This window comes from Saccharothrix sp. NRRL B-16348 (assembly GCF_001280085.1).
Classification (GTDB): domain Bacteria; phylum Actinomycetota; class Actinomycetes; order Mycobacteriales; family Pseudonocardiaceae; genus Actinosynnema.
Map to the genome: position 1 here is coordinate 39,751 of NZ_LGED01000211.1, position 21,984 is coordinate 61,734.

The 21,984-nt window shown below is 72.7% G+C and carries 22 protein-coding genes and 1 pseudogene; 12 read left to right on the forward strand and 11 right to left on the reverse strand.

All coding sequences use genetic code 11. From position 1 onward, the window contains the following. Positions 1 to 4 precede the first annotated feature (4 nt). Genes ADK67_RS26745 through ADK67_RS26755 form a run of 3 tightly spaced genes read left to right on the forward strand, consistent with a single transcriptional unit; the run spans position 5 to position 2,770 of the window. The gene (locus ADK67_RS26745) at positions 5 to 619 is read left to right on the forward strand and encodes a trimeric intracellular cation channel family protein (protein WP_053719275.1); all 615 of its coding nucleotides are present in this window, start codon (positions 5 to 7) and stop codon (positions 617 to 619) included. A gap of 58 nt (positions 620 to 677) precedes the next feature. Next, a complete protein-coding gene (locus tag ADK67_RS26750; protein WP_053719276.1) occupies positions 678 to 1,367 on the forward strand; it encodes a response regulator transcription factor in 690 nt (229 codons plus the stop codon). After that, positions 1,364 to 2,770: a sensor histidine kinase gene (locus ADK67_RS26755; protein ID WP_053719277.1), complete on the forward strand. Its 1,407-nt coding sequence runs from the start codon at positions 1,364 to 1,366 to the stop codon at positions 2,768 to 2,770. The genes ADK67_RS26750 and ADK67_RS26755 overlap by 4 nt, the downstream gene beginning before the upstream one ends. A 216-nt stretch (positions 2,771 to 2,986) precedes the next feature. On the opposite strand, the gene ADK67_RS26760 is transcribed toward ADK67_RS26755, so the two are convergent. From ADK67_RS26760 to ADK67_RS26775, 4 genes are all read right to left on the reverse strand, one after another. Further along, complete coding sequence (locus ADK67_RS26760) at positions 2,987 to 3,796, reverse strand: hypothetical protein (protein WP_053719278.1); 810 nt, start codon at positions 3,794 to 3,796, stop codon at positions 2,987 to 2,989. 83 nt (positions 3,797 to 3,879) lie between these two features. Then, positions 3,880 to 4,743 (reverse strand): carbohydrate ABC transporter permease, encoded by an 864-nt coding sequence (locus ADK67_RS26765; RefSeq protein ID WP_053719279.1) that lies wholly within the window; start codon positions 4,741 to 4,743, stop codon positions 3,880 to 3,882. After that, the gene (locus tag ADK67_RS26770; RefSeq protein ID WP_082403847.1) at positions 4,740 to 5,726 is read right to left on the reverse strand and encodes a carbohydrate ABC transporter permease; all 987 of its coding nucleotides are present in this window, start codon (positions 5,724 to 5,726) and stop codon (positions 4,740 to 4,742) included. Before ADK67_RS26770 ends, ADK67_RS26765 begins: the two co-directional genes overlap by 4 nt. Before the next feature lie 4 nt (positions 5,727 to 5,730). Next, on the reverse strand, positions 5,731 to 7,029 hold the full coding sequence (locus ADK67_RS26775) for an ABC transporter substrate-binding protein (protein WP_053719281.1): 1,299 nt from the start codon (positions 7,027 to 7,029) through the stop codon (positions 5,731 to 5,733). A 157-nt stretch (positions 7,030 to 7,186) separates the two neighbouring features. Between ADK67_RS26775 and ADK67_RS26780 the strand changes: the two genes are divergently transcribed. The 4 genes from ADK67_RS26780 to ADK67_RS55120 all read left to right on the forward strand — a co-directional run bounded on the left by ADK67_RS26780 (position 7,187) and on the right by ADK67_RS55120 (position 13,127). Continuing rightward, entirely contained in the window at positions 7,187 to 9,184 is a 1,998-nt protein-coding gene (locus ADK67_RS26780; RefSeq protein WP_053719282.1) for a beta-galactosidase, read from the forward strand. Between the two features lies 1 nt (position 9,185). Next, on the forward strand, positions 9,186 to 9,983 hold the full coding sequence (locus ADK67_RS26785) for a DeoR/GlpR family DNA-binding transcription regulator (RefSeq protein WP_053719283.1): 798 nt from the start codon (positions 9,186 to 9,188) through the stop codon (positions 9,981 to 9,983). After that, the gene (gene galT / locus ADK67_RS26790; protein ID WP_053719284.1) at positions 9,980 to 11,059 is read left to right on the forward strand and encodes a galactose-1-phosphate uridylyltransferase; all 1,080 of its coding nucleotides are present in this window, start codon (positions 9,980 to 9,982) and stop codon (positions 11,057 to 11,059) included. The genes ADK67_RS26785 and galT overlap by 4 nt, the downstream gene beginning before the upstream one ends. Positions 11,060 to 11,147: 88 nt before the next feature. Continuing rightward, positions 11,148 to 13,127, forward strand: a complete 1,980-nt coding sequence (locus tag ADK67_RS55120) for a trypsin-like peptidase domain-containing protein (RefSeq protein WP_197289628.1) — start codon at positions 11,148 to 11,150, stop codon at positions 13,125 to 13,127. Between the two features lie 68 nt (positions 13,128 to 13,195). Here ADK67_RS55120 and ADK67_RS26800 read toward each other — a convergent pair whose 3' ends face one another. The 5 genes and pseudogenes from ADK67_RS26800 to ADK67_RS26820 form a co-directional block, all read right to left on the reverse strand. Continuing rightward, on the reverse strand, positions 13,196 to 13,594 hold the full coding sequence (locus ADK67_RS26800; RefSeq protein ID WP_053719285.1) for a hypothetical protein: 399 nt from the start codon (positions 13,592 to 13,594) through the stop codon (positions 13,196 to 13,198). Continuing rightward, positions 13,591 to 14,637, reverse strand: a complete 1,047-nt coding sequence (locus ADK67_RS26805; RefSeq protein ID WP_053719286.1) for a molybdopterin-dependent oxidoreductase — start codon at positions 14,635 to 14,637, stop codon at positions 13,591 to 13,593. Before ADK67_RS26805 ends, ADK67_RS26800 begins: the two co-directional genes overlap by 4 nt. Then, positions 14,634 to 15,254, reverse strand: a complete 621-nt coding sequence (locus ADK67_RS26810; protein WP_053719287.1) for a class I SAM-dependent methyltransferase — start codon at positions 15,252 to 15,254, stop codon at positions 14,634 to 14,636. The genes ADK67_RS26805 and ADK67_RS26810 overlap by 4 nt, the downstream gene beginning before the upstream one ends. Positions 15,255 to 15,342: 88 nt before the next feature. After that, positions 15,343 to 16,005: a TIGR04282 family arsenosugar biosynthesis glycosyltransferase gene (locus ADK67_RS26815; protein WP_053719288.1), complete on the reverse strand. Its 663-nt coding sequence runs from the start codon at positions 16,003 to 16,005 to the stop codon at positions 15,343 to 15,345. 131 nt (positions 16,006 to 16,136) lie between these two features. Continuing rightward, a pseudogene (locus ADK67_RS26820) lies at positions 16,137 to 16,793 on the reverse strand (glycosyltransferase family 2 protein); the annotation flags it as partial. Positions 16,794 to 16,924: 131 nt separating this feature from the next. Between ADK67_RS26820 and ADK67_RS26825 the strand changes: the two are divergent. The 3 genes from ADK67_RS26825 to ADK67_RS26835 are packed head-to-tail and all read left to right on the forward strand — an operon-like array spanning position 16,925 to position 19,890. Beyond that, entirely contained in the window at positions 16,925 to 18,166 is a 1,242-nt protein-coding gene (locus ADK67_RS26825; protein WP_197289629.1) for a hypothetical protein, read from the forward strand. Positions 18,167 to 18,175: 9 nt separating this feature from the next. Beyond that, a complete protein-coding gene (locus ADK67_RS26830; RefSeq protein ID WP_197289630.1) occupies positions 18,176 to 18,871 on the forward strand; it encodes a response regulator transcription factor in 696 nt (231 codons plus the stop codon). Further along, complete coding sequence (locus ADK67_RS26835; protein WP_053719289.1) at positions 18,871 to 19,890, forward strand: sensor histidine kinase; 1,020 nt, start codon at positions 18,871 to 18,873, stop codon at positions 19,888 to 19,890. The genes ADK67_RS26830 and ADK67_RS26835 overlap by 1 nt, the downstream gene beginning before the upstream one ends. Here ADK67_RS26835 and ADK67_RS26840 read toward each other — a convergent pair. Then, positions 19,859 to 20,878 carry an NAD-dependent epimerase/dehydratase family protein gene (locus tag ADK67_RS26840; RefSeq protein WP_053719290.1) on the reverse strand — a complete coding sequence of 340 codons (1,020 nt, stop codon included), beginning with the start codon at positions 20,876 to 20,878 and terminating at the stop codon, positions 19,859 to 19,861. The genes ADK67_RS26835 and ADK67_RS26840 overlap by 32 nt on opposite strands. Before the next feature lie 95 nt (positions 20,879 to 20,973). Here ADK67_RS26840 and ADK67_RS26845 point away from each other — a divergent pair, with 95 nt between their 5' ends. Then, positions 20,974 to 21,474, forward strand: a complete 501-nt coding sequence (locus ADK67_RS26845; RefSeq protein ID WP_053719418.1) for a MogA/MoaB family molybdenum cofactor biosynthesis protein — start codon at positions 20,974 to 20,976, stop codon at positions 21,472 to 21,474. After that, the gene (locus ADK67_RS26850; RefSeq protein WP_053719291.1) at positions 21,471 to 21,695 is read left to right on the forward strand and encodes a hypothetical protein; all 225 of its coding nucleotides are present in this window, start codon (positions 21,471 to 21,473) and stop codon (positions 21,693 to 21,695) included. Before ADK67_RS26845 ends, ADK67_RS26850 begins: the two co-directional genes overlap by 4 nt. Positions 21,696 to 21,707: 12 nt before the next feature. Here ADK67_RS26850 and ADK67_RS26855 read toward each other — a convergent pair whose 3' ends face one another. Then, positions 21,708 to 21,941 (reverse strand): hypothetical protein, encoded by a 234-nt coding sequence (locus tag ADK67_RS26855; protein WP_053719292.1) that lies wholly within the window; start codon positions 21,939 to 21,941, stop codon positions 21,708 to 21,710. Between the last annotated feature and the right edge of the window lie 43 nt (positions 21,942 to 21,984).

Genomic DNA, 21,984 nt, shown 5'->3' on the forward strand with positions numbered 1-21,984 from the left:
AGCCGTGCTGCTCGCCGCGCTGGAACTGGTCGGCATCGCCGCGTTCGCCGCCTCCGGGGCGGTCGCGGCGGTGCGCGCGCGGCTCGACGTGTTCGGGGTCATCGTGCTGGCGCTGACCACGGCGCTCGGCGGCGGGATCATCCGGGACGTGCTGCTGGGCGTGCACCCGCCGGCGGCGCTGGTGAGCTGGCCGTACCTGGCGGTGGCCGGTGTCACCGGATTGGTGGTCTTCTGGTTTCACCCGACCGTGGCGAAGCTGTGGCGGGCGGTCCTGCTGCTGGACGCGATCGGGCTCGGCCTGTTCGTCACGGCGGGCACCACGACGGCGCTCGCGCTCGGCGCACCGCCGTACGCGGCGTGCCTGGTCGGGATGACCACCGGCATCGGCGGCGGCGCGCTGCGCGACGTGCTGCTGCGGGAGATCCCGCTGGTCCTGCGCCGGGAGATCTACGCGGTGGCGGCGTTGTGCGGCGCGGTCGTGGTGGCGTTCGGGGACTACCTCGGCCTGCCCGCCGTGCCGGTGACGCTGGTCGGGTCGGTGGTCATCGTCGGGCTGCGGCTGCTGGCGCTGTGGCGTCGCTGGAACGCCCCGGTGGCCCGCAACGGCCCGGAAACTTGACGGGTAGCTCACACCGGCTTCTCAGGCGGCTCTCAGGACCAGCGGCAAGACTGACCGCATGCGCATCCTCGTTGTCGACGACGACCGGGCCGTGCGTGAGTCGCTTCGTCGCTCACTGCAGTTCAACGGCTACCAGGTCGACCTTGCCGGCGACGGCCAGCAGGCCCTCGAGTCCGTCGTCTCCCAGCGCCCCGACGCCATGGTGCTGGACGTGATGATGCCCCGACTCGACGGGTTGGAGGTGTGCCGCCGGCTGCGCAGCACCGGCGACGACCTGCCGATCCTCGTGCTCACCGCCCGTGACGCGGTGTCCGACCGGGTGTCCGGGCTCGACGCGGGCGCCGACGACTACCTGCCCAAGCCGTTCGCGCTGGAGGAGCTGCTGGCCCGGCTGCGCGCGCTGCTGCGGCGGGCGGCGTCGGACGCCGAGGAGCCCGCGGGCGCCGTGCTGCGGTTCGCGGACCTGGAGCTCGACCCGAGCACCCGGGACGTGCGCCGCGGCGAGCGCGCGATCAGCCTCACCCGGACCGAGTTCGCCCTCCTGGAGCTGTTCCTGGCGCACCCGAAGCAGGTGCTGACCCGCGGCCGGATCCTCGAGGACGTCTGGGGCTACGACTTCCCCACCTCGGGCAACGCGCTGGAGGTCTACGTCGGCTACCTGCGCCGCAAGACCGAGGCGGAGGGCGAGACCAGGCTGCTGCACACGGTGCGCGGTGTCGGCTACGTGCTGCGGGAGACCCCTCCGTGATCGGTGCCGCCAACGGGCGGCTCCAGCGGGTGTCGCTGCGGGCCAGGGTGACCCTGCTGGCCGCGTTCTGCGTGGCCGGAGCCGTCGCCGTCGTGTCGCTCGGCGCGTACATGACGGTGAGCCAGAACCTGCACGACCAGATGGACGAGAACCTGCGGCAGCGCGCCCAGGCCGCGGTCAACGCGCCGAAGGTCAACTACGACGTCACCGAGATCCCCGGCGCGTTCCTGGCGGCGGGCGACATCCGGATCGGCGTGCTGGACGTGAGCGGGCAGATCCTGTACCCGAAGGGCACGATCGCGCCGCCGACCCAACCCGCGGACCTGGACGTGGCGCGCGGGTCGCGGTTGGAGAACATCTGGACCGACCTGCGCACCGACTTCCGGGTGATCGCGGTGCCGTACGGCGACGGTCAGGCGATGGTGATCGCGCAGTCCACCAAGCCGTTGAACGTCACGCTGGGCAAGCTGTCCGTGGTGCTGTTCGTGATCAGCGGGCTCGGTGTGCTGGTCGCGGCGGCGGCGGGGACGGCGGTGGCGCGGACCGGGCTGCGGCCCGTGCAGCGGCTGACGGAGGCCACCGAGCGGGTCGCGCTGACCGGTGACCTGCGGCCGATCCCGGTGTCGGGTGACGACGAGCTGGCGTTGTTGTCGCAGCGGTTCAACGCGATGCTGGGCGCGGTGGCGGAGTCGCAGGAGCGGCAGCGGCGGCTGGTCGCGGACGCGGGGCACGAGCTGCGGACGCCGTTGACGTCCATGCGCACGAACCTGGAGCTGCTGCTGGCCTCGGAGCGGCCGGACGCGCCGACGTTGTCCGACGAGGACAAGGCGGAGATCAACGCCGACGTGCGGGCGCAGCTGGACGAGCTGACGACGTTGATCGGCGACCTGGTCGAGCTGGCGCGTGAGGACGCGCCGCAGGTCGTGCACGAGCCGGTGGACCTGGTCGAGGTGGTGGAACGCGCCCTGGACCGGGCGAAGCGGCGGGCGACCGACGTGGACTTCGTGGTCGAGGTGCAGCCGTGGTCTCTTCTGGGTGACTCCAGCGCTTTGGAACGTGCTGTCCTCAACCTTCTGGACAACGCGGTGAAGTTCAGCCCGGCACGCGGCGTCGTGCGCCTCTCGCTCAAGCAGTTGGGCGACGGCAGCGCGGTGGTCGAGGTGGCCGACTCCGGTCCCGGCATCGCCGACGCCGACCTGCCGCACGTCTTCGAGCGCTTCTACCGCTCCTCCGAGGCCCGCACCCTCCCCGGCTCCGGCCTCGGCCTGGCGATCGTCAAGCAGGTGGCGGAACGCCACGGCGGCCTGGCCTACGTGGGCCGTGCCCCGGAGGGCGGCGCCATGTTCAGCATCCGCCTCCCGGGCCGCCCCGCCCCCGTCCCCCCGAACCCCCACCACCACTAACCGGCGTGTCGAACGCTCAGGTCCCGCGTGTCGAACGCTCGGGTCCCGCGTGTCGAACGCTCAGGACCCCCGGGTTCACCACTCGCGTCGGCTCGGTCGAGAACGCGAACGTTGAACTCGGGAGTCCTGGAGGTTCGACACGCGGGACCCGAAGGTTCGACACGCGCGTCTTGAGCGTTCGACACGCGCGACTTGGAGGTTCGACACGCGGGTTGGTCAGGTGGGGGTGCGGAAGGTCATCGGGCGGGTGGTGGTGGGCTTGTACTCGCCGGTCAGGTTCTCGTTCGCGCCCCACCAGTGGCCGGTCGGGACGTCGTCGGAGCCCGTGCTGATGAAGATCCAGCCGCGGCCGACGCCGGTGTACTCGGTGGTGCCCGTCCGGCGCGTGTCCGGGAACAGGTGGACCGGCGACCCGGCCCACGTGCTGGGCACGCCGTGCGGCTCCTTGGTGCTGTCGATCACCGGCACGGCGTACTCGCGGGTCGAGGCGTTGCCGTCGCGGTTGTACGGCTGCGGTGCGCCGGCGACGACCATCATGTGCCCGGTCGCGTCGCCGGTGCCGCCCGCGGAGTCGGTGTACTTGACCGCGATGACGTCGCCCTGCACGAGGCTGGGCACGGTCGACTTGGCGGTGAAGTGGTCGGCGCCCGCCTGGAACCCGTCGTAGTACTGCCCGGACGTGGGGCTGGTGCTGCCGAACTCGGTGGTCAGGTAGCCGTCGGTCGCCCACGCGAACGTGTGCTTGAGCGCGTGGGTGAGCAGGGGCGCGCACTTGGCCTTGTTCTCGTACGTGGTGGGGCTGCCGGGCGTGCCCCACACGACGGTCGACGCGCCGTCCGGGTGCCCCAGCTCGCCCGGGTAGTAGTTGTAGGTGTCCTGCCCCGGCCACGCCAGGGCGTTCAGCTCGTCGGCGAGTTCGGCCACCTCGGCGTACAGCGTGGCCGGACTCGCCTGCGCGGACGGGGCCACCACGAGTGCGGCGACGACCGCGGCGGTGCAGGCGACCAAGGTGCGACGGATGGGCATCGGGGCGTCCTCTCAGCGGGGCCTTCTGCTCTGTCGGATCACGCCCGCGCCCCGCTGATACCGCCCTATGACCGCCGTCACGCCTAACCCTTGGTGGACCCCAGGGTCAGGCCGCCGATGAACTGGCGTTGCAGGGTGAAGAAGACCACCAGCGTGGGGAGGGCGACCAGCAGCGAACCGGCGGCGACGAGGTTGTTGTCCACGAAGAAGGTGCCCTTCAGGTTCTGCAGGGCCGACGTGATCGGCATCTTGTCGCCGGTCTGGATCAGCACCAGCGCCCACAGGAAGTCGTTGTAGATCCACGTGAACTCCAGCGTCGCCAACGCGGCCAGCGCGGGTCGGCACAGCGGCAGGATCACCTGCCAGTACTGGCGGAAGACGCCCGCGCCGTCCACGCGCGCCGCCTCACCCAGCTCCGCCGGGATCGTCTTCATGTAGTTGCTCAGCACGAACACGCAGAACCCCGACTGGAACGCCACGTGGATCAGCACCAGCCCGAGCTGCGAGTCGAGCAGCAACTCGCTGTCGCTGAGCCACGCGGGCAACGGCGTCAGCAGGTACAGCCGGTACAGCGGCGTCACGATCACCTGCTGCGGCAGCAGGTTCCCCGCCGTGAACAGCATCAGCAGCACGAGGTTGAACCTGAAGCTGTACCGCGACACCCCGTACGCCACCATCGAGCTGAGCAGCAGCACCAGCACCAGCGCCGGCACCGTCACGATCAACGTGTTCAGGTAGTAGTGCGGCAGGTCGGCCGTCGTCCACGCCGACGTGAAGTTGTCGAACGTCAGGCTCTCGGCGATCGAGAAGTACCCGTTGCGCGCCGTGTCGTCGTACGTCCGCAGCGACGCGTACAACGCCCACAGCAGCGGCGACAACGTCACCAGGCACGTCAGGACCAGGAACACGTGCAGGGCGATGCGCCCAGGTCGGAAAGCGGCCGTCACGCCCGGTCCTCCTCGCGGAACACCTGGAACAGGTAGGTGATGATGAACCCGAGCGAGATCAGCAGCAGGACGACGGCCAGCGCCGAGCCCCACCCGATCCGGCTCGACTCGCCGATGATGTTGTCGGTCACCAGCACGGACAGCAGCTCCAGCCCGTTGCGGCCCTTGTTGATCACGTACACGATGTCGAACGCCCGCAGGCCCTCGATCACGGTGACCACGAGCACGACCACGTTCACCGGCTTGAGCACCGGGAACGTCACCCGGAAGAACGTCTGCCACGCGTTCGCGCCGTCCAGCGCGGCGGCTTCCTTCAACGCCGGGTCGACCGACTTCAGCCCGGCCAGGTACAGCAGCATGATGTAGCCGGTGTGCCGCCACCCGGCCGCGACCAGCACCGCGTACAGGTTGATGTCGGGATCGCCCAGCCAGTTCACCGGGTCCGTCGACGCGGTGCCGAGCACGTTGTTCAGCAGCCCCTGCTCGGGCTGGTAGATCAGCTGCCAGATGAACCCGACCAACGCCAGCGACAGCACCATCGGCAGGTACAGCGCGCTCTGGTAGATCCGCCCGAACCGCAGTTGGCGGTCCAGCAGCACGGCCAGCAGCAGCCCCGCCACGGTCGGCACGACGAGCAGGAACAGCAGCCAGATCAGGTTGTGCCGGAACGCGGGCCAGAACCGGGGGTACCGGGTGAGGATGTCGACGTAGTTCTGGAAGCCGACCCACTCGATGTCGGCGAACCCGCCGATCCCGTCCCACGAGCTGAACGACAGCCCGACCGAGCCGAGCGCGGGCACCCACACCAGCGCGATGTGCACCAGCGACGGGATGCCGAGCATCAGCCCGAGCACGAGCTTGTCGCGTGGCGCCAACGCGGTGGCACGGCGACGCCTGCCGCGCCGGGACGTCGGGGAGGGGGCCGACGTCCCGGCGGGCTCCGCGGGAGAACGAGGGGACTGGGGGGACTGCAACGCGGTCACGCCGTCACCCCGTGAAGATCGTCTTCGCCTGGTCGGCCATGCCCTTGAGGATCGTGTCGAGGTCGTCGGGGTTCTGGATGAACGCGTTGAGCCCGTTGGTCGCCGCGTCGCTGGCGAAGCGCGGGTCGGTGTCGCGGTCGAGGAACTGCGTGATGTGCGCGGCTTCCTTGATCACCTGCGCCGACTTCTTCTGCAACGCGTTGTAGCCGGTGGTCTCGGCCTTGTTCGACGCGGCGACCTGGCTCGGGTCGGCCTTGACGTAGGCGAGCTGCGCGGCGGGCGTGGACAGGTACTCCAGCAGCTTGCGCGCGCCTTCGGGATTGCCCGGTTTGCGGGACATCATGAAGCCGTCGATCGGCGCCTCCACGGTGTCCTGGCCGTGCTCGGGGTTGATCTCCGGGTACGGGAAGAAGTCCAGGTCGTCCACGTCGGGGCCCTTGAACTGCTGCGCCACGAACGAGCCGAGCAGGTACATGCCCGCCTTGCCCTGCTGCAACGCCTGCGCGGCCTCCTGCCACTCCCGGCCCAGCGCGTTCTCCTGGTGGAACGGCAGCAGCCGCTTCCAGGTGTCGAACACCTCGCGCACCTTGGGCCCCTGCCAGTCCTCCTTGCCGGCCATCAGGTCGACGTGGAACTGGTAGCCGTTGATCCGGAAGTTCAGCTGGTCGAACGTGCCCATGCCGGGCCAGCCCTGCTTCTGCGCGAACGCGATGGGCACGAGCCCGTCGGCCTGCATCTTGGTGGACAGGGCGACGAGCTGGTCCAGCGTCTTCGGCTGCTCGTACCCGCGCTGCTGCCAGACGCTCTTGCGGTAGAACACGCCCCACGGGTACTGGACGAACGGGATCAGGTACTGCTTGCCGTCCGAGGCGGTGGACGCCTCCTTCAGCGCGGGCTCGTAGCCGCCGGAGACCTTCGACCACACCTCGCTCAGGTCGCCGGTCAGGCCCTTCTCGGCGAAGAACCGCATGCGGTAGCCCGCGAACCACGACAGCACGTCGTCCGGCTTGCCCTGCAGGTAGTTGTTGATCTGCTCCTGGTACTGCTCGTGCTGCTTGGTGTTGATCGCGACCTTGAGGCCCGACTCGCCCTCGAACGCCTTCAGCACGGCGGTGATCGCGTCCTTCGGCACCTGGTCGGACTGGTTGTTGCCGAACGACACCGTGTCGGTGACGGCGCCTCCGCCGTCGGAGCCGCAGGCGGCCAGGCCGGGCAGGGCCGCGATGCCCGCGCCCGCGACCATCGCCCTCAACAGCGCGCGGCGGCCCAGCAGGGGGTGAGGACTGGCGGAGAACCTCGTCATCGTCGCTCCTCCGGGTGACACTCGGCCGCAACCAAGTGAACAAAGAGTCAACAAGAGGACTCACAATGTGGTGTGAGACACATCAAAAGTCAAGCTATCCGACGGTTGTTGTTGGACTGTGTTGACGTTTGCGTGGCAAATCGACCACTCTTGTGACATGACGACTTGGCCCACCCGTGTGCGCGGCCTCGCCTGGGGCGCCGACTACAACCCCGAGCAGTGGCCGGAGGACGTCTGGGACGACGACGTCGAGCTGATGCGCCGGGCCGGGGTGAACCTGGTGAGCGTGGGGATCTTCTCCTGGGCACTGCTGGAAGTGGAAGAGGGGCGCTACGAGTTCGGCTGGTTGGACCGCGTGCTCGACCGTTTGCACGCGGGCGGCATCCGGGTCGACCTGGCCACCGCGACCGCCGCGCCGCCGCCGTGGCTGACCACCGCGCACCCCGAGATGCTGCCGGAGACCGCCGACGGCGTCCGGCTCGCGCACGGCTCGCGCCAGTCGTACTGCCCCAGCTCGCCGGTCTACCGGACCAAGGCCGTCGCGCTCGCCCGCGCGCTCGCCGAGCGGTACCGCGACCACCCGGCGCTGGCCGCGTGGCACGTCAACAACGAGTACGGCTGCCACGTCCAGCGCTGCTACTGCGACCGGTGCGCGGTGGCGTTCCGGGAGTGGCTGCGCGCCCGCCACGGGACGCTCGACGTGCTGAACGAGGCGTGGGGCACGGCGTTCTGGAGCCAGCGCTACACCTCGTGGGAGCAGGTCCTGCCGCCGCGGGCGACGCCCGCGCTGCACAACCCCGGCCAGGTGCTCGACTTCGACCGGTTCTCCTCGGACGCGCTGCTGGAGCTGTTCAAGGCCGAGCGGGACGTGCTGCGCGAGGTCACCCCGGACGTGCCGGTGACCACGAACTTCATGGCCGCCTCGTTCTCCGCGCTGGACTACTGGAAGTGGGCCGCCGAGGTCGACTTCGTCTCCAACGACCACTACACCCGCGGCGAGGACGCCGAGCGGCACGTCGACCTGGCGTACTCCGCCGACCTGGTGCGCGGGCTCGCGGCCGGCCGGCCGTGGCTGCTGATGGAGCACTCCACGTCCGCGGTGAACTGGCAGCCGCGCAACATCGCCAAGCTGCCCGGCGAGCTGCGCCGCAACTCCTACGCGCACATGGCCCGCGGCGCGGACGGCACGCTGTTCTTCCAGTGGCGGCAGTCGCGGGCGGGCGCGGAGCGCTACCACTCCGCGATGGTGCCGCACGCCGGTCCGGACACGAAGGTGTTCCGCGAGGTCGAGCAGGTCGGGGCCGAGTACCAGCGGATCGCCGAGCTGGTCGGCTCCACCGTGGACGCCGCGGTCGCCGTCGTCTTCGACTGGGAGTCGTGGTGGGCGCTGAGCCAGTCCGGCCACCCGACCAGCGACTTCGTCTACCCCGAGCACGTCTTCGCGTACTACCGGGCGCTGTGGCGGGCCGGGGTGACGGTCGACTTCGTGCCGCCCGGCGCGGACCTGTCCCCCTACCGGCTGGTCGTCGTGCCCGCGCTGTACGCGGTGGACGACGCGACGCCGTACGAGGAGCACGTCGCCGGCGGCGGCCACCTGCTGGTCACGTACCTGTCCGGCGTCACGGACACGCGCGGCCACGTGCACCTCGGCGGCTACCCGGGCGCGTTCCGCGAGCTGCTCGGCGTGCGGACCGAGGAGTTCCACCCGCTGGGCGCGGGCCGGACCGTGGCGTTGGACGACGGCTCGTCGGCCGCCGTCTGGACCGAGCACCTGCACGTCGACGGCGCGAAGGTGCTCGCCTCCTACTCCGACGGCCCGCTGCCCGGCGTGCCCGCCGTGACCCGCAACGAGCGCGGCGAGGGCGTCGCCTGGTACGTGGCGTGCGGCCTGGCCGGCGACGGGCTGGAGCGGCTGCTGCGGACCGCGCTCGACCAGGCGGGCGTCCCGGTCGGGCCGGGCGGTGACGTCGAGGTGGTGCGCCGGCGCGGTGAGGTGGCGGGCTCCGCCGTATCGTGGCTGGTCGCGGTCAACCACGGCGACGGCGACGCCGAGCTGCCCGCGGCGGGTGTCGAGCTGCTGTCCGGCGCGCGTGCGTCCGGCAGCGTGGTCGTGCCCGCCGGCGGCGTGGTCGTGATCCGGGAAGAAGAGGTGTGACGTGCTGGCACGCCAGCGACAAGCGGTGATCCTGGAAGAGGTCCGCCGCACCGGCGCGGTGCGGGTGAGCGACCTGGTCGTCCGGCTGGGCGTCTCGGACATGACCGTGCGCCGCGACCTCGACGTGCTGGCCGCCCGCGGCCTGGTGGAGAAGGTGTACGGCGGCGCCACGTCCGTGGTCGGCCGCAGCACCGACGAGCCGGGCTTCGAGGCCAAGTCGGTGCGCCAGCTGCCGGAGAAGGAGGCCATCGCCGCGTTCGCCGCGGGCCTGGTGCGCCCCGGCACCGCGATCGGCCTGTCGGCGGGCACCACCACGTGGACGCTGGCCCGGTTCCTGGACGACATCCCGGACCTGACCGTGGTGACCAACTCGATCCGGATCGCCGACGTGCTGCAGCAGAGCGGGCGCACGGACCGCACGGTGGTGCTCACCGGCGGGGTGCGCACGCCGTCGGACGCGCTGGTCGGGCCGGTGGCCGTGCAGGCGCTGCGGTCGCTGCACCTGGACGTGGTGTTCCTGGGCGTGCACGGCATGGCCGAGCGCTCCGGCTTCACCACGCCCAACCTGAACGAGAGCGAGACCGACCGCGCGCTGGTCGACGCGGCCGGGCGGGTCGTCGTGGTCGCCGACCACACCAAGTGGGGCACCGTCGGCATCTCCACCATCGCCGCGCTGGACGAGGCGGACGTGCTGGTGACGGACGAGGGATTGGCCGAGCCCGCGCGGACGGTGCTCGGCGAGCAGGTCGGCGAACTGGTCCTGGCGCACGTGCCGGGCCGCGGAGAGGAACTGGCGTGAGGCGCACGGCGGGGAAGCTTGCCGATGGTCGCGAGATCATCTACTTCGACGACACCCCGGACGCGCCGCCGCGCGACGCGGTCGACACCCGCGACCTGCCGCGCACGCAGCCGCTGTCGGAGGTGCGGCGCGACCCGTTGACCGGCGAGTGGGTGGCGATGGCCGCGCACCGGCAGACCCGCACGTACAAGCCGCCCGCCGACCTGTGCCCGCTGTGCCCGTCCACGCCCGGCAAGCCGACCGAGGTCCCCGAGTCGTCGTACGACGTGGTGGTGTTCGAGAACCGGTTCCCGTCGTTCGCACAGGGCGTGCCGGAGCTGCCGTCCACTGTGGACGGTATGCCGATGGTGGCGCGGGCGGCCGGGCGCGGCCGGTGCGAGGTCATGTGCTTCACGTCCGACCACGACACGTCGTTCGGCTCGCTGCCCGCGTCGCGGGTGCGCACGGTCGTGGACGCGTGGGCGGACCGCACGGCGGCGTTGAACGCGACACCGGGCGTCGAGCAGGTCTTCCCGTTCGAGAACCGGGGCGAAGAGATCGGCGTGACGCTGTCCCACCCGCACGGGCAGATCTACGGCTACCCCTTCGTGACCCCGAAGACGGAACGGATGCTCGCCGTCGCGGCGGACTACCAGGCGTCACACGGTCGTCCGCTGATGGGTGACATCCTGGCCGCTGAACGTGCGGTCGGCACGCGCGTCATCGCGGAAAGTGAGCACTGGACGGCGTTCGTGCCCGCCGCGGCCCGCTGGCCGGTCGAGGTGCACCTGGTCCCGCACCGCCAGGTGCCGGACCTGCCCGCGCTCTCCGACGTCGAGCGGGACGACTTCGCGGGCCTCTACCTGACCGTGCTGCACCGACTGGACGCGCTCTACGACCGCCCGCTGCCGTACATCGCGGCGTGGCACCAGGCGCCCGTGCGCACCGGCCGTGACCTGGCCTGGCTGCACCTGGAGGTGTTCTCGGTGCTGCGCGCCGCGGACAAGCTCAAGTACCTGGCGGGCTCCGAGTCGGGCATGGGCGTGTGGGTGAACGACGCCACGCCGGAGCAGATCGCCGAGCGGTTGCGCGGCTGAGCCCCCCGGCCGAAATTCGGGCTTACTCACAAGTGATGCCCAGTTTCGTTTAAGGCTGCTCTCAGGCGGGCACCGCAGAGTGGTGGACATGACCGAAGACGAGCAGCCGAAGCAGCCCTCGCAGTCGCAGCCGCCTCAGCCGCAGAGCCCGTGGGCGCGTGGGGGCGCCGGGCCCGGTCATGACGACGCCGGCTTCCAGCAGCAGGGTGCTGGTCGGCCGGACGGCGGCGACACCGGTGCCGTGCAGGGCGGCACCGGTGCGTCGTCGCAGTCCACCGGCGCGGGAGGTGCCTGGCAGGGAGCCTCGGCGCGCCCGGAGGACGTGACCGGCGGGTCGGCTGTAGGGGCCGACCGGCCGGAGGCGGGGTCGGCGGGTGCTCCGCGGGGGAGCACCGGCCACCCGGCCGACTTGTACCCGGACAGCGTGACGCCCACCGCTGCCACCTCGAACCCCGGCTCGCCGGCCGCTCCGCACGCGAGCGCCGCCGGGTCCGTGCCCGGGTCGTCGGACGCGCCGTCGCGCTCCGGCCACCCGGATGACTTCGGCTCCGCGCCCGCCTCAGCTGTGAGCGGCGCCGAGCCCGTGCCCGGGTCGTCGGACGCGTGGAAGCGCCCCGGCCACTCGGATGACTTCGGTTCGCCGGCCGCCTCGCAGGGTGCCGCCGGCGTGCCGGGAACCGGTCAGGCGGGTGCCGTGCAGGGCGGCCCCGGCCCGATCGGAGCAGGTGTGGCCGGCGCTGTGCAGGGCGGCGCCGGTCAGACCGGAACCGGTGGTCCCGGCGCCGTGCAGGGCGGCGCCGGACTACCGGGATCCGGGCCGGGGGCCTGGCAGGGAGGCTTCCACCGCCCGGAGCACACCGGTCCGCACGGCGCTCCGCAGACCGGCGCCGCGGACTACCCGGGCTCGCCGGCCCACTCCCCTTCAGGGTCGGCGCAGCCTGGTGTGCCGGGCCCGTACTACGCGCCGCCCGGATCGGTCTCCGCCGCACCCCGTCCGCCACGGGGCCGCGGCAAGGTCGTGGCGGGCGTCGCCGCGCTCGTGCTCGCCGTCGGCGGCGTCGCGGGCGGTGTCGGCGGGTACGTCGGCTTCCAGGCCGCCGAGGACTCCCGGCCCGTGACCAACGCCCTCGACCAGACACCGCCCGCCCAGCAGAGCTCCGACGCCCCGGCGGGCTCGATCGAGCAGGTGGCCCAGAAGGTGCTGCCGACCGTGGTGCAGGTGCAGGTCAACGGCGGCGCCGGGTCCGGGTTCACGCTCAGCTCCGACGGCCTCGTGCTGACCAACAACCACGTCGTCGAGAGCGCCGCGGACGGCGGGCCGATCAAGGTCCAGCTCCAGGGCGGCCGCTCGTTCGACGCGAAGATCGTGGGCCGCGACCCGACGTCCGACCTGGCCGTGCTGAAGATGGAGGACGTCTCCGGCCTGCCCACGGCCGAGCTGGGCAACTCCGGCGACCTGCGGATCGGCCAGGACGTCGTCGCCGTCGGCTCGCCGTTCGACCTCAACGGCACGGTCACGTCCGGCATCGTCAGCTCGCTCAACCGCCCGGTGCGCGCCGGTGGGCAGCAGGGCGGCGTGGACACCGTGCTCAACGCCATCCAGACCGACGCCGCGATCAACCCCGGCAACTCGGGCGGCCCGCTGGTGAACATGCGCGGCCAGGTCGTCGGCATCAACTCGGCCATCTACAGCCCGAACTCCGGCCAGTCCGCGCAGGGCGGCTCGGTCGGCATCGGCTTCGCGATCCCGATCGACCAGGCCCGCCGCACGGCCAAGGAGCTGTCGGAGACCGGCAAGGCCAACCAGACCGTGCTCGGCGTCCAGGTGGGCGACGCGCCGGAGGGCGGCGCGGTGGTCCGCGACGTGACCGCCGGCGGCGCGGCCGAGGCGGCGGGCGTCAAGTCCGGCGACGTGATCACCAAGTTCGGCGACCGGCCCATCGAGGCCTCCGACTCGCTGGTCGCGGCCGTTCGGTCCCGCGCTCCGGGCGAGAAGGTGCAGCTCACCATCGGCGAGGACCGCACGGTCGAGGTGACGCTCGGCAGCCAGCCCGTCGAGGTCCGCTAGCCCCGGGAACCACCGGCTCCCGTGCCAGAGCCGGTTGTGGAGGCCGCATACCGGCAGGTGACCGCCCCTCACCTGTCGGCGTGCGGTCTCTTGCGCCGTCCCGCCAGGGTCGTCACGAGCACGCCCAGCCAGACCACGCCGACCGCCACCAGGAGCCCGGTCCAGTAGTCCCGGTCGACCAGGCCGGGGTTGGGCCCGCCCGCGAACGGGCGCCAGAGCAGCGGCACGGCGAGCAGCACGAGCACGCCGGTGAACGTGCCGCCGACCTGTACCGCCGCACGCCACGGCTGCGGCACCCAGCGGGCGATCAGCAGGCCGAGGCCGGCGAAGAGGGGCGCGAGCAGGACGTCGTGCACGATCGGGCCCGCGACGAACCACAGCAGCAGGTCCACCGAGACCACCGGCAGCACGAGGACCGCGCCCCACAGGCCCATCACGACCCCCACCGCGCCGATCGCCCACCTCATCGGATGACCTCCAGTCGGGTGACCCACTTGGTCTGCGTCACGCCCGGTCGGCTCGGTGCGATCAGCCGGCACGGGTAGCCGTGGTCCAGGGGCAGGGTCTCGCCGTTCACCCGGAGCGCGAGCAGCGTCAACGGGTCGCGGGCGTGGGCGGCGGGCAGCGTGCTCGCGCGGTAGAGGCCGTCGCGTTCCAACGACTCCACCCGCACGTCGCCGTCCTCGACGCCCGCCAGCGCCAGCAGGTCGCGCACGGGCACGCCCGTCCAGCGCGCCGACGCGCTCCAGCCCTCGACGCACGCGATCGGCAGCTCGGCCGTGGTCTGGGGCAGCGCTTCGAGCTCGCGGAGGGAGAACCGGCGTCCGCCGACGGTCAGCCGCCAACCGTCGTCCACAGTGGACACTTGGGCTGCCGCCGCGGTGCGGTTGACGGGCAGCGCGGCCGACCGCGTGCCGAGGACGGAGACCGTCCGCAGCCACGGCACCGTGCCGCCCGCCGTGGCCAGCACCGCGACCGCCGCCGCGCCGCCCGTGGTGAGCAGGAACCCGCGCCTGCTGAGCGTGCCGCGGCGGACCTCTTCGGCGGGTGTGCGCATGAGCGGCAGCTTGACCGCGACGTGCACGAGCAGCGCGCCGACCGCGATCCAGGCCACGGCGTGGTGCGCGGACGGGAAGAAGAACTGCCACGGGTAGTTCTGGGTGGCGTTGAACAGGCCGGTGACCAGCTCGAAGAACGACGCGCCGACCAGCACGAGGACCGAACCGCGTTCCAGCGCGTGCGGCAGTGACTTCACCACGGGCCGTTCGAACAGCTTCGGGTACACCGTCCACAGCTTCGCCAGCAGCAGCGGGATCGCGGCCACGCCCGAGGTGACGTGCACGCCCTGCGTGAACCGGTAGAGCCAGACCGGGCGGGTGGGCCAGGCGAACCAGCCGGGCGGGTGCTGGAGGTAGTGGCTGAGCAGCCCGGTCACGAAGCACAGGCCGAACGCGACGCCCAGCCACAGGCCGAGGCGGGTGGCGGTGTGCGGGCTGGACGTGCGCTTCACGACCGCACCAACTCGGCGAACCAGCGCCCGTCGCGCTCGACCACCCACCGCGGCGTCAGGCCGGCCCGTTCGGCGGTCCGCCCCACGGCCCGCGCGTCGACCCGCGCCCAGTCGAACCAAGGACCGCCGGCGGACCAAGGACCGCCGGCGACCCGCGCGCGTTCCCGGCGCACCCCGCAGCCGGGCGGCTCCACCTCGACCAGCACGCTGCCGTGCCGGCGCAGGAGGTGCCGGGCACGGCGGAGCAGCGCGACGGGGTCGCCGCCGATGCCGATGTTGCCGTCGGCGAGCAGCACGTGCGCCCACCGGCCCACGCCGGGCAACCGGCCGAACACGTCGCGGTGCAGCGCGGGCCCGCCCTTGGCCCGGGTGAGGGCGACGGCGAGCGGCGAGTTGTCCACCCCCAACGCCACCACCCCGCGCCGGACGAGCGCCGCGACCAACCGCCCCGGCCCGCAGCCGAGGTCGACGGTCGGGCCGTGGCAGGCGTCGAGGAGCACGTGGTCGGCGTCGTCGGCGTCCTCGTGCCACCGGTCGACCGGCAGCGGCAGGTGGCTGCCGTCGGCCAGGTCGAGCCGGCACTCCGCGCCGCTGAGGCCGAGGTCGAACGCGGTCATCGCAGTGCTCCGGGACGGGTGGGCGCGGCGGCTGGGCGGGTGCGGGCCGGGTCGGGCCGGTGTCGCGTGCCGAGTCGCGTGCCGACGGTCATCGCAGGGCTCCCAGGTGCGCGAGCGCTGCGGCGAACCGCGTGTGCGGCACGGTGGCGGCGACCTCGCGTGCCGTCGTCATGTCGTCCACATCGGACAGCACGGGCAGCAGGCCGGTGTCCAGGTCGCCCAAGGCCCGCAGCGTCAGCGCGCCCGTGTCGGACCGGGACATCGGCACCGCCCGGAGGTTCGCGGCCACCGCCGGGTCGACGAGGCCGAGCGCCCACCAGCCGCCGTCGGCCGCCGGCCCCAGCACGGCGTCGTGCGCGGCCAGCCGGTCGACCGACTCGGCCAGCAACGCCGGCGTGAGCTGGGGCGTGTCCATGCCGATCTGGAACACCGGCAGGCCGTGCGCGCGGTGCGAGTCGGCGTGCGCGTTGGCCAGCCGGTCGGCGAACGACCCGCCCCGCTGCGGCAGCACGGTGACGTGCCGCAGCACGGCGCGCAGCTCGGCCGACCGGCGCGCGTCGCCGAGCGACCCGGTCAACGCCACCACCGGCCGGACGCGCGGCGTGCCGAGCACGGCGTCGAGCGTGTCGAGCAGTGCGGCGGCGGCGATGTCGGCCGCCTCCTCCGGGGTCGCGGGCGGGCAGAGGCGGGTCTTGGCCAGGCCCGGCACCGGCGCCTTGGCCACCACCAGCAGGCTTGCCGAGTGAGTCATCAGCGCACGTTCCTCCGAGTCACGTCCTGCCGGGCCACGTCCTGCTCAGCCACGTGCCGCCGAGCCACGTCCCGTCGAGCCACGTCCTGCTCGGCCACGTCCTGCTCAGCCACGTCCGGCCGGGTGACGCCCCGCTGGACGACCGCCGCCATGTCCCGCACCGCCCGCACGGTCCCGCGCACCGAGCCCGACACCTTCGACTTCGTGCCCGCCGCGCGCGGCCCGTACCGCACGTCCCGCTCGACCACCCGCCACCCGGCCGCCGCCGCGCGCAGCAGCAGCTCCAACGGGTAGCCGAACGCCCGGTCCTCGACCCCCAGCTCCAGCAGCTCCCGCCGGCGGAACGCCCGCATCGGCGCGATGTCCCGCACCGGCAGCCCCTTGCGCCGCAGCAACCCGGCCAGCACCGCGTTGCCCGCCCGCGCGTGCCACGGCCAACTGCCCGCCTCTGGCACCCGCCGCCCCACGGCCAACTCGGCCCGCCCGAGCAACGTCACCAGCTCCGGCAGCTCGCGCGGGTCCAGCGAACCGTCCGCGTCGAGCACGCACACCACCTCGGAGCGCGCGCGCTCGATGCCCGTGTGCACGGCCGCGCCATACCCGGGCCGGGGCTCGTGCACGACCTCCGCGCCCAACGAGCGGGCGATCTCCGGCGAGCCGTCACGCGATCCGTTGTCCACCACCAAGGGCCGGTAGCCGGCGGGCATGGCCCGCAGCACGCCCGGCAACGCCGCCGCCTCGTCGAGGCAGGGGAGCACCACGTCGATTTCGTCCACGCACCACAGCATGGGCCGTCGTGGACGGTCGAAAACCGTTGTGCCGCTTACCGAATCATGACGTGTGCGCCAGTTCTTACGGACCTCTGACGGATACCGCCGCGACCGCGCGGCACGCCCCTCACCGGCCTTACGGTGGGCGTGTGCTCCGTGTCCTGGCCGCCGCGGCCCTGGTCGCCTCGGCCTTCGTGGCCGGCGTGCTCCTCCCCGAAGACAGAACGCACGCGCCCACCCCGCCGCTGTTCGCGCACTGGCTGCCGCACGTCGGCATCGGCACGCCACTGGCCGTGCTGGTGGCGTTGTCGGTCGTCGTGTGGGGCCCGAGCCTGGCCGGGCGGCTGTCGTGGCGCGCGGCGCTCGGCGCGGGTTACGGGACCGCCCTGGCGTGGACGTTCTCGCTGGCCCTGGTGGACGGCTGGGAACGCGGCTTCGCCGGCCGGCTGACCACCGAGCACGAGTACCTGGACGAGGTGCCCGGCGTGACGGACGTCGGCGCGATGCTGCGCGAGTTCACCTCCCGCATCCTGGACTACCAGCCCGACTCGTGGGCCACGCACGTCTCCGCGCACCCGCCGGGCGCGTTCCTGGTGTTCATCGGGCTGGACCGGATCGGGCTGTCCGGCGGCGCGTGGGCCTCGGCGTTCGTGGTGCTCGTCGGCGCGTTGACGGCGGTCGCGGTGCCGGTGGCGGTGCGTGCGTACGTCTCCGAGGAGCACGCGCGGGCCGTGCTGCCGTTCGTGGCGCTGTTCCCCGGCGCGGTGTGGATCGGCGTGTCCGCGGACGGGCTGTTCGCGGCCGTCGCGGCGTGCGGCATCGCGTTGCTGGCGACGAGACGCGCGCTGGCCGGCGGGGTGGTGCTCGGGTTCAGCGTGTTCCTGTCGTACGGGCTGGTGCTGATGGGCGTGCTCGCCCTCGCGGTGCTGCTGTCCGGTCCGCGGGGACGCGACTGGCGGGGCGTCGGCGTGGCCGTGCTGGGCGCGTCCGCGGTGGTGGCGGTGTTCGCGGCGCTCGGGTTCTGGTGGCTGGACGGCTACCACCTGGTCGTCGAGCGGTACTACCAGGGCATCGCGACACCCCGCGCCTACTCTTACTGGGTGTGGGCGAACCTGGCCGCCGCCGTGTTCGCCTGCGGGTTCGCGCCGTTCGCCGCGCGGTGGCGAAAACTGCCCGAAACGGCCCGCGGTGCGGTCACACTGGCCGCGGCGGCCGCGGTGGCCATCCTGGTGGCCGACGTGTCGGGCTTGAGCAAGGCCGAGGTGGAACGGATCTGGCTGCCGTTCACCGTGTGGCTGGTCGTGCTCGTGCCGGACCGGCGGCGGCTGTGGCTGGCGGCGCAAGCGGTGACCGCGCTCGCGGTCAACCACCTCCTGCTGGGCGACTGGTGAGGCGCGGACATGGGTGAGACGACCGGGCGGGTCCTCGTCGTGGACGACGACGTGACCGTGCGCGACGTGGTGCGCCGGTACCTGGAACTGGCCGGGCACGAGGTCGAGCTGGTCGGCGACGGCGAGAGCGCGCTGCGCCGGTTCGCCGAACGTGAGCCGGACCTGGTGGTGCTCGACCTGATGCTGCCCGGCGTCGACGGGCTGGAGGTGTGCCGCCGGCTGCGCGTGCGCAGCGCCGTGCCGGTCGTGATGCTGACCGCGCTGGGCGAGGAGGAGGACCGGATCGCCGGGCTCCAGCTCGGCGCGGACGACTACGTGACCAAGCCGTTCAGCCCGCGTGAGCTGGCGCTGCGGGTGACGTCGGTGCTGCGCCGGTCGCGGGTGGCGGCGTCGCGGTCGCCGTCCGTGCTGACCGACGGCGGGCTGCGGGTGGACGTGGGCGCGCGGTCGGCGTGGCTCGACGGGCGCGAGATGTCGCTGACCACCCGCGAGTTCGACCTGCTGGTGTTCTTCCTGACCCACCGGGGCACCGCGTTCAGCCGCGGCGAGCTGCTGTCGCGGGTGTGGGGCTGGGAGTTCGGCGACCAGTCCACCGTGACCGTCCACGTGCGACGGTTGCGGGAGAAGGTGGAGGTCGACTCGGCCCGGCCGGTGCGGATCGCGACCGTGTGGGGCGTGGGCTACCGGTACGACGGCGGTGCGTGATGCTGATCGAGATCTACCACATCCTGCCCTACGCGGTGCTGTTCTCGCTGCCGCTGGCGCTGCTCGGCGCGGTGCTGCTGCGGCGGTTGCAGAACGGGTCGCTGGCCACGGCGCTGACCGTGCTGGCGATCGTGCCGGTGGTGGCGACCATCGGCGGCGTGCTCGCGGTGAGCGGGTTCATGTTCACCCCGATCCTCACCACGACCGTGCTGGTGTGCCTGCTCGTGGCGCTGGTGACGGTGCCGACGGCGGTGCTGCTGGGTCGGGCGCTGGCGCGTCGCAGCGTGTGGGAGAGCGAGGCGCGGGAACGGGAACGCGCGGCCGAGGCGTCCCGGCGCGAGCTGGTCGCGTGGATCAGCCACGACCTGCGCACGCCGCTCGCCGGGATCCGGGCGATGGCCGAGGCGTTGGCGGACGGCGTGGTGTCGCGGCGGGACGAGGTCTCCGAGTACGCGGGGCGGATCTCGACCGAGGCGGAGGCGTTGTCCGGGATGGTGGACGACCTGTTCGAGCTGTCCCGCATCACCGCCGGCGCGCTCCGGCTCACGTTGTCCGAGGTGCCGTTGGCGGACGTGGTCAGCGAGGTGGTGGCGGCGGAGAGCCCGGTGGCGTCGCGCAAGGGCGTGCGGCTGCGGGCGGACGCGGCGACGTGGCCCGTGGTGCTGGGCAGCGACCCCGAGCTGGCCAGGGTGGTGCGCAACCTGCTGTCCAACGCGATCCGCCACACCCCGCCGGACGGCACGGTGGCCGTGCAGGTGGACGTGGACGGCCCGTCGGCGCTGCTGCGCGTGGACGACGGCTGCGGCGGGATCCCGGAAGCCGACCTGCCCAGGGTGTTCGACGTGGCGTTCCGCGGCACGCCGCACCGGCAGCCGGTCGGCGGCGGGTTGGGGCTGGCGATCGCGCGCGGCCTGGTGGAGGCGCACCAGGGCACGATCGACGCCCGCAACCACGGGCGCGGCTGCCGGTTCGAGGTGCGGCTGCCGCTCAGCGCAGGCGGTCCGTTGCGAACTGCTTGACCCCGGCCGCGAAGGTCGTCTCGGCCCGGAAGCCGAGGAGGTCGCGGGCTCGGGCGGGATCGGCGACGACGTGCCGGACGTCCGCGGGCCGTGCGCCGCCGACGATGCGCGGCTGGGGGCCGCCGCACGCCTCGGCCAGGTGGGCGGCCAGGTCGCCGACGGTGTGCGGCTCGCCGGAGCAGACGTTGAGCGGCGTGAACGTGCCGGGTTCGCCCGGTCGACCGATGGCCAGCACGTTGGCCCGCGCCACGTCCGTGACGTGCACGAAGTCGCGGCGCTGCCGGCCGTCTTCGAGGACCGTGGGCGCCTCGCCGCGTTCGAGCGCGCTGCGGAACAGGCTCGCCACGCCCGCGTACGGGGTGTCCTTGGGCATCATCGGGCCGTACACGTTGTGGTAGCGCAGCGCCCACACCGTGCCGCCCGTCTGGCGCGCCCACGCCGCCGCGTAGTGCTCTTGGGCGAGCTTGCTGGCGGCGTACGTGCTGCGGGGGTCCAGCGGGGCGTCCTCGGGGACCAGGCGCGGCTCCAGGGGGCTGCCGCAGTGCGGGCACGGCGGTTCGTAGCGGCCCTGGTCGAGATCGGCCTGGCGGCGTGGCGCGGCCCGGACGACGCCGTGCTCGGCGCACTCGTACCGGCCCTCGCCGTAGACGACCATCGAGGATGCCATGACCAGGTGCTCCACGCCCCGCTCGTGCATCGCGGCGAGCAGCACGGCGGTGCCGAGGTCGTTGTTGCGGGCGTACAGCGGTGCGTCGGACGGGTCGAGGCCGTGGCCGACGACAGCGGCCTGGTGGCAGACCACGTCCACTCCATCGAGGAGATTTTTCACCGTGTCGAGATCGGTGACGTCGTGAACGTCCGGCGGCCGGTCGCGGTGGGCCTGGGGCAGGTAGGCGTCGAGCACGACCACGTCGTCGCCCCGGGCGGTCAGTTGGTCGGCGATGTGTGAGCCGATGAACCCGGCTCCGCCGGTGAGGAGAACGCGCACGTCACCGAAGTTAGGGGTGGTTCGGCGGGAACGGGCGGTGCGACAGCGTGACGTCACGGAACCGTCAGATCCTCCGATTGGCTACGGTGACGCTCATGGAACGCAGCGCGCAGCGACTGGGACGCGCCCTTGTCGTGATCGTGGACGACCGGGTGGCGCACGGTGAGCACGACGACAGCACAGGACCGCTGGTCACCGAGTTGCTGGAGGAAGCAGGGTTCATCGTCGACGGCACGGTCGCGGTGGAGGGTGAGGTCGTGGGCATCCGCGCCGCGCTGAACACCGCGGTGATCGGCGGTGTCGACCTGGTCGTCACCGTCGGCGGCACAGGGGTGTCGCCGCGCGACGTGACGCCGGACGCCACACAGGGCGTGCTCGACCGGCCGATCAGCGGCATCGCCGAGGCGCTCCGGGCCTCGGGGCTGGCGGCGGGAGCGGTGGACGCGGGCATCTCGCGGGGGCTGGTCGGCGTGTCCGGCAGCACCCTCGTGGTGAACCTGGCCGGGTCGCGGTCGGCGGTGCGCGACGGCATGGCGACGTTGTCGGCGCTGGTGCCGTACGTGATCGAGCAGCTCTCGGGGTTGGATGAGTCATGACCGAGCCGGCTGACGACGCCGACGACGCCTCCACCTCGGCTGCCGCCGCACCAGCTGCTCCGGCCGCTGCCGCGTCGGCCGCGGAGGAGGCGGCGCGGCGTCGTCGGCTGGCCGAGGTGTTCGGCGAGGTGCTGCCGGAGGGCTCGTCGGACGAGCCGCACCCGACCGGGCGCGACGACCGGTGGTACGAGGAGAACCGGCCGCCGCACCACGGCGGGTAGCGCCTTCGCGGGTCAGCCGAGCATCAGCCGCCAGCGCGACGGTTGGCCGTCGGTGTACACGTCGGCGGTGCATCCCTGGATGATCGGCGTGCCGACGCGGGCGTAGTTGAGCTGCGCCACCCGACACCGGTCGAGGTCGTAGAAGTGCAGGACCCTCACGGCGCCCTGGGCGGCGGGCGCGGCGGCCAGCGAGAGCCCGGCGGCGACAGCCAGGGCGGCTGCCGCGCCGCGCACGGTGATGGACATGAGGACCTCCGGGATCGTCGGCGGATGACCGGGTGATGCTAGG

What these genes read in the sequence shown, in the direction of transcription:
- ADK67_RS26850 (WP_053719291.1), top strand. Translation starts at nt 21,471, where the DNA reads ATGACCGAGCCGGCTGACGACGCCGACGACGCCTCCACCTCGGCTGCC.
- ADK67_RS26845 (WP_053719418.1), top strand. Translation starts at nt 20,974, where the DNA reads ATGGAACGCAGCGCGCAGCGACTGGGACGCGCCCTTGTCGTGATCGTG.
- ADK67_RS26835 (WP_053719289.1), top strand. Translation starts at nt 18,871, where the DNA reads ATGCTGATCGAGATCTACCACATCCTGCCCTACGCGGTGCTGTTCTCG.
- ADK67_RS26830 (WP_197289630.1), top strand. Translation starts at nt 18,176, where the DNA reads ATGGGTGAGACGACCGGGCGGGTCCTCGTCGTGGACGACGACGTGACC.
- ADK67_RS26750 (WP_053719276.1), top strand. Translation starts at nt 678, where the DNA reads ATGCGCATCCTCGTTGTCGACGACGACCGGGCCGTGCGTGAGTCGCTT.
- ADK67_RS26775 (WP_053719281.1), bottom strand. Translation starts at nt 7,029, where the DNA reads ATGACGAGGTTCTCCGCCAGTCCTCACCCCCTGCTGGGCCGCCGCGCG.
- ADK67_RS26815 (WP_053719288.1), bottom strand. Translation starts at nt 16,005, where the DNA reads ATGACTCACTCGGCAAGCCTGCTGGTGGTGGCCAAGGCGCCGGTGCCG.
- ADK67_RS26760 (WP_053719278.1), bottom strand. Translation starts at nt 3,796, where the DNA reads ATGCCCATCCGTCGCACCTTGGTCGCCTGCACCGCCGCGGTCGTCGCC.
- ADK67_RS26780 (WP_053719282.1), top strand. Translation starts at nt 7,187, where the DNA reads ATGACGACTTGGCCCACCCGTGTGCGCGGCCTCGCCTGGGGCGCCGAC.
- ADK67_RS26800 (WP_053719285.1), bottom strand. Translation starts at nt 13,594, where the DNA reads ATGAGGTGGGCGATCGGCGCGGTGGGGGTCGTGATGGGCCTGTGGGGC.
- ADK67_RS26855 (WP_053719292.1), bottom strand. Translation starts at nt 21,941, where the DNA reads ATGTCCATCACCGTGCGCGGCGCGGCAGCCGCCCTGGCTGTCGCCGCC.
- ADK67_RS26810 (WP_053719287.1), bottom strand. Translation starts at nt 15,254, where the DNA reads ATGACCGCGTTCGACCTCGGCCTCAGCGGCGCGGAGTGCCGGCTCGAC.
- ADK67_RS55120 (WP_197289628.1), top strand. Translation starts at nt 11,148, where the DNA reads ATGACCGAAGACGAGCAGCCGAAGCAGCCCTCGCAGTCGCAGCCGCCT.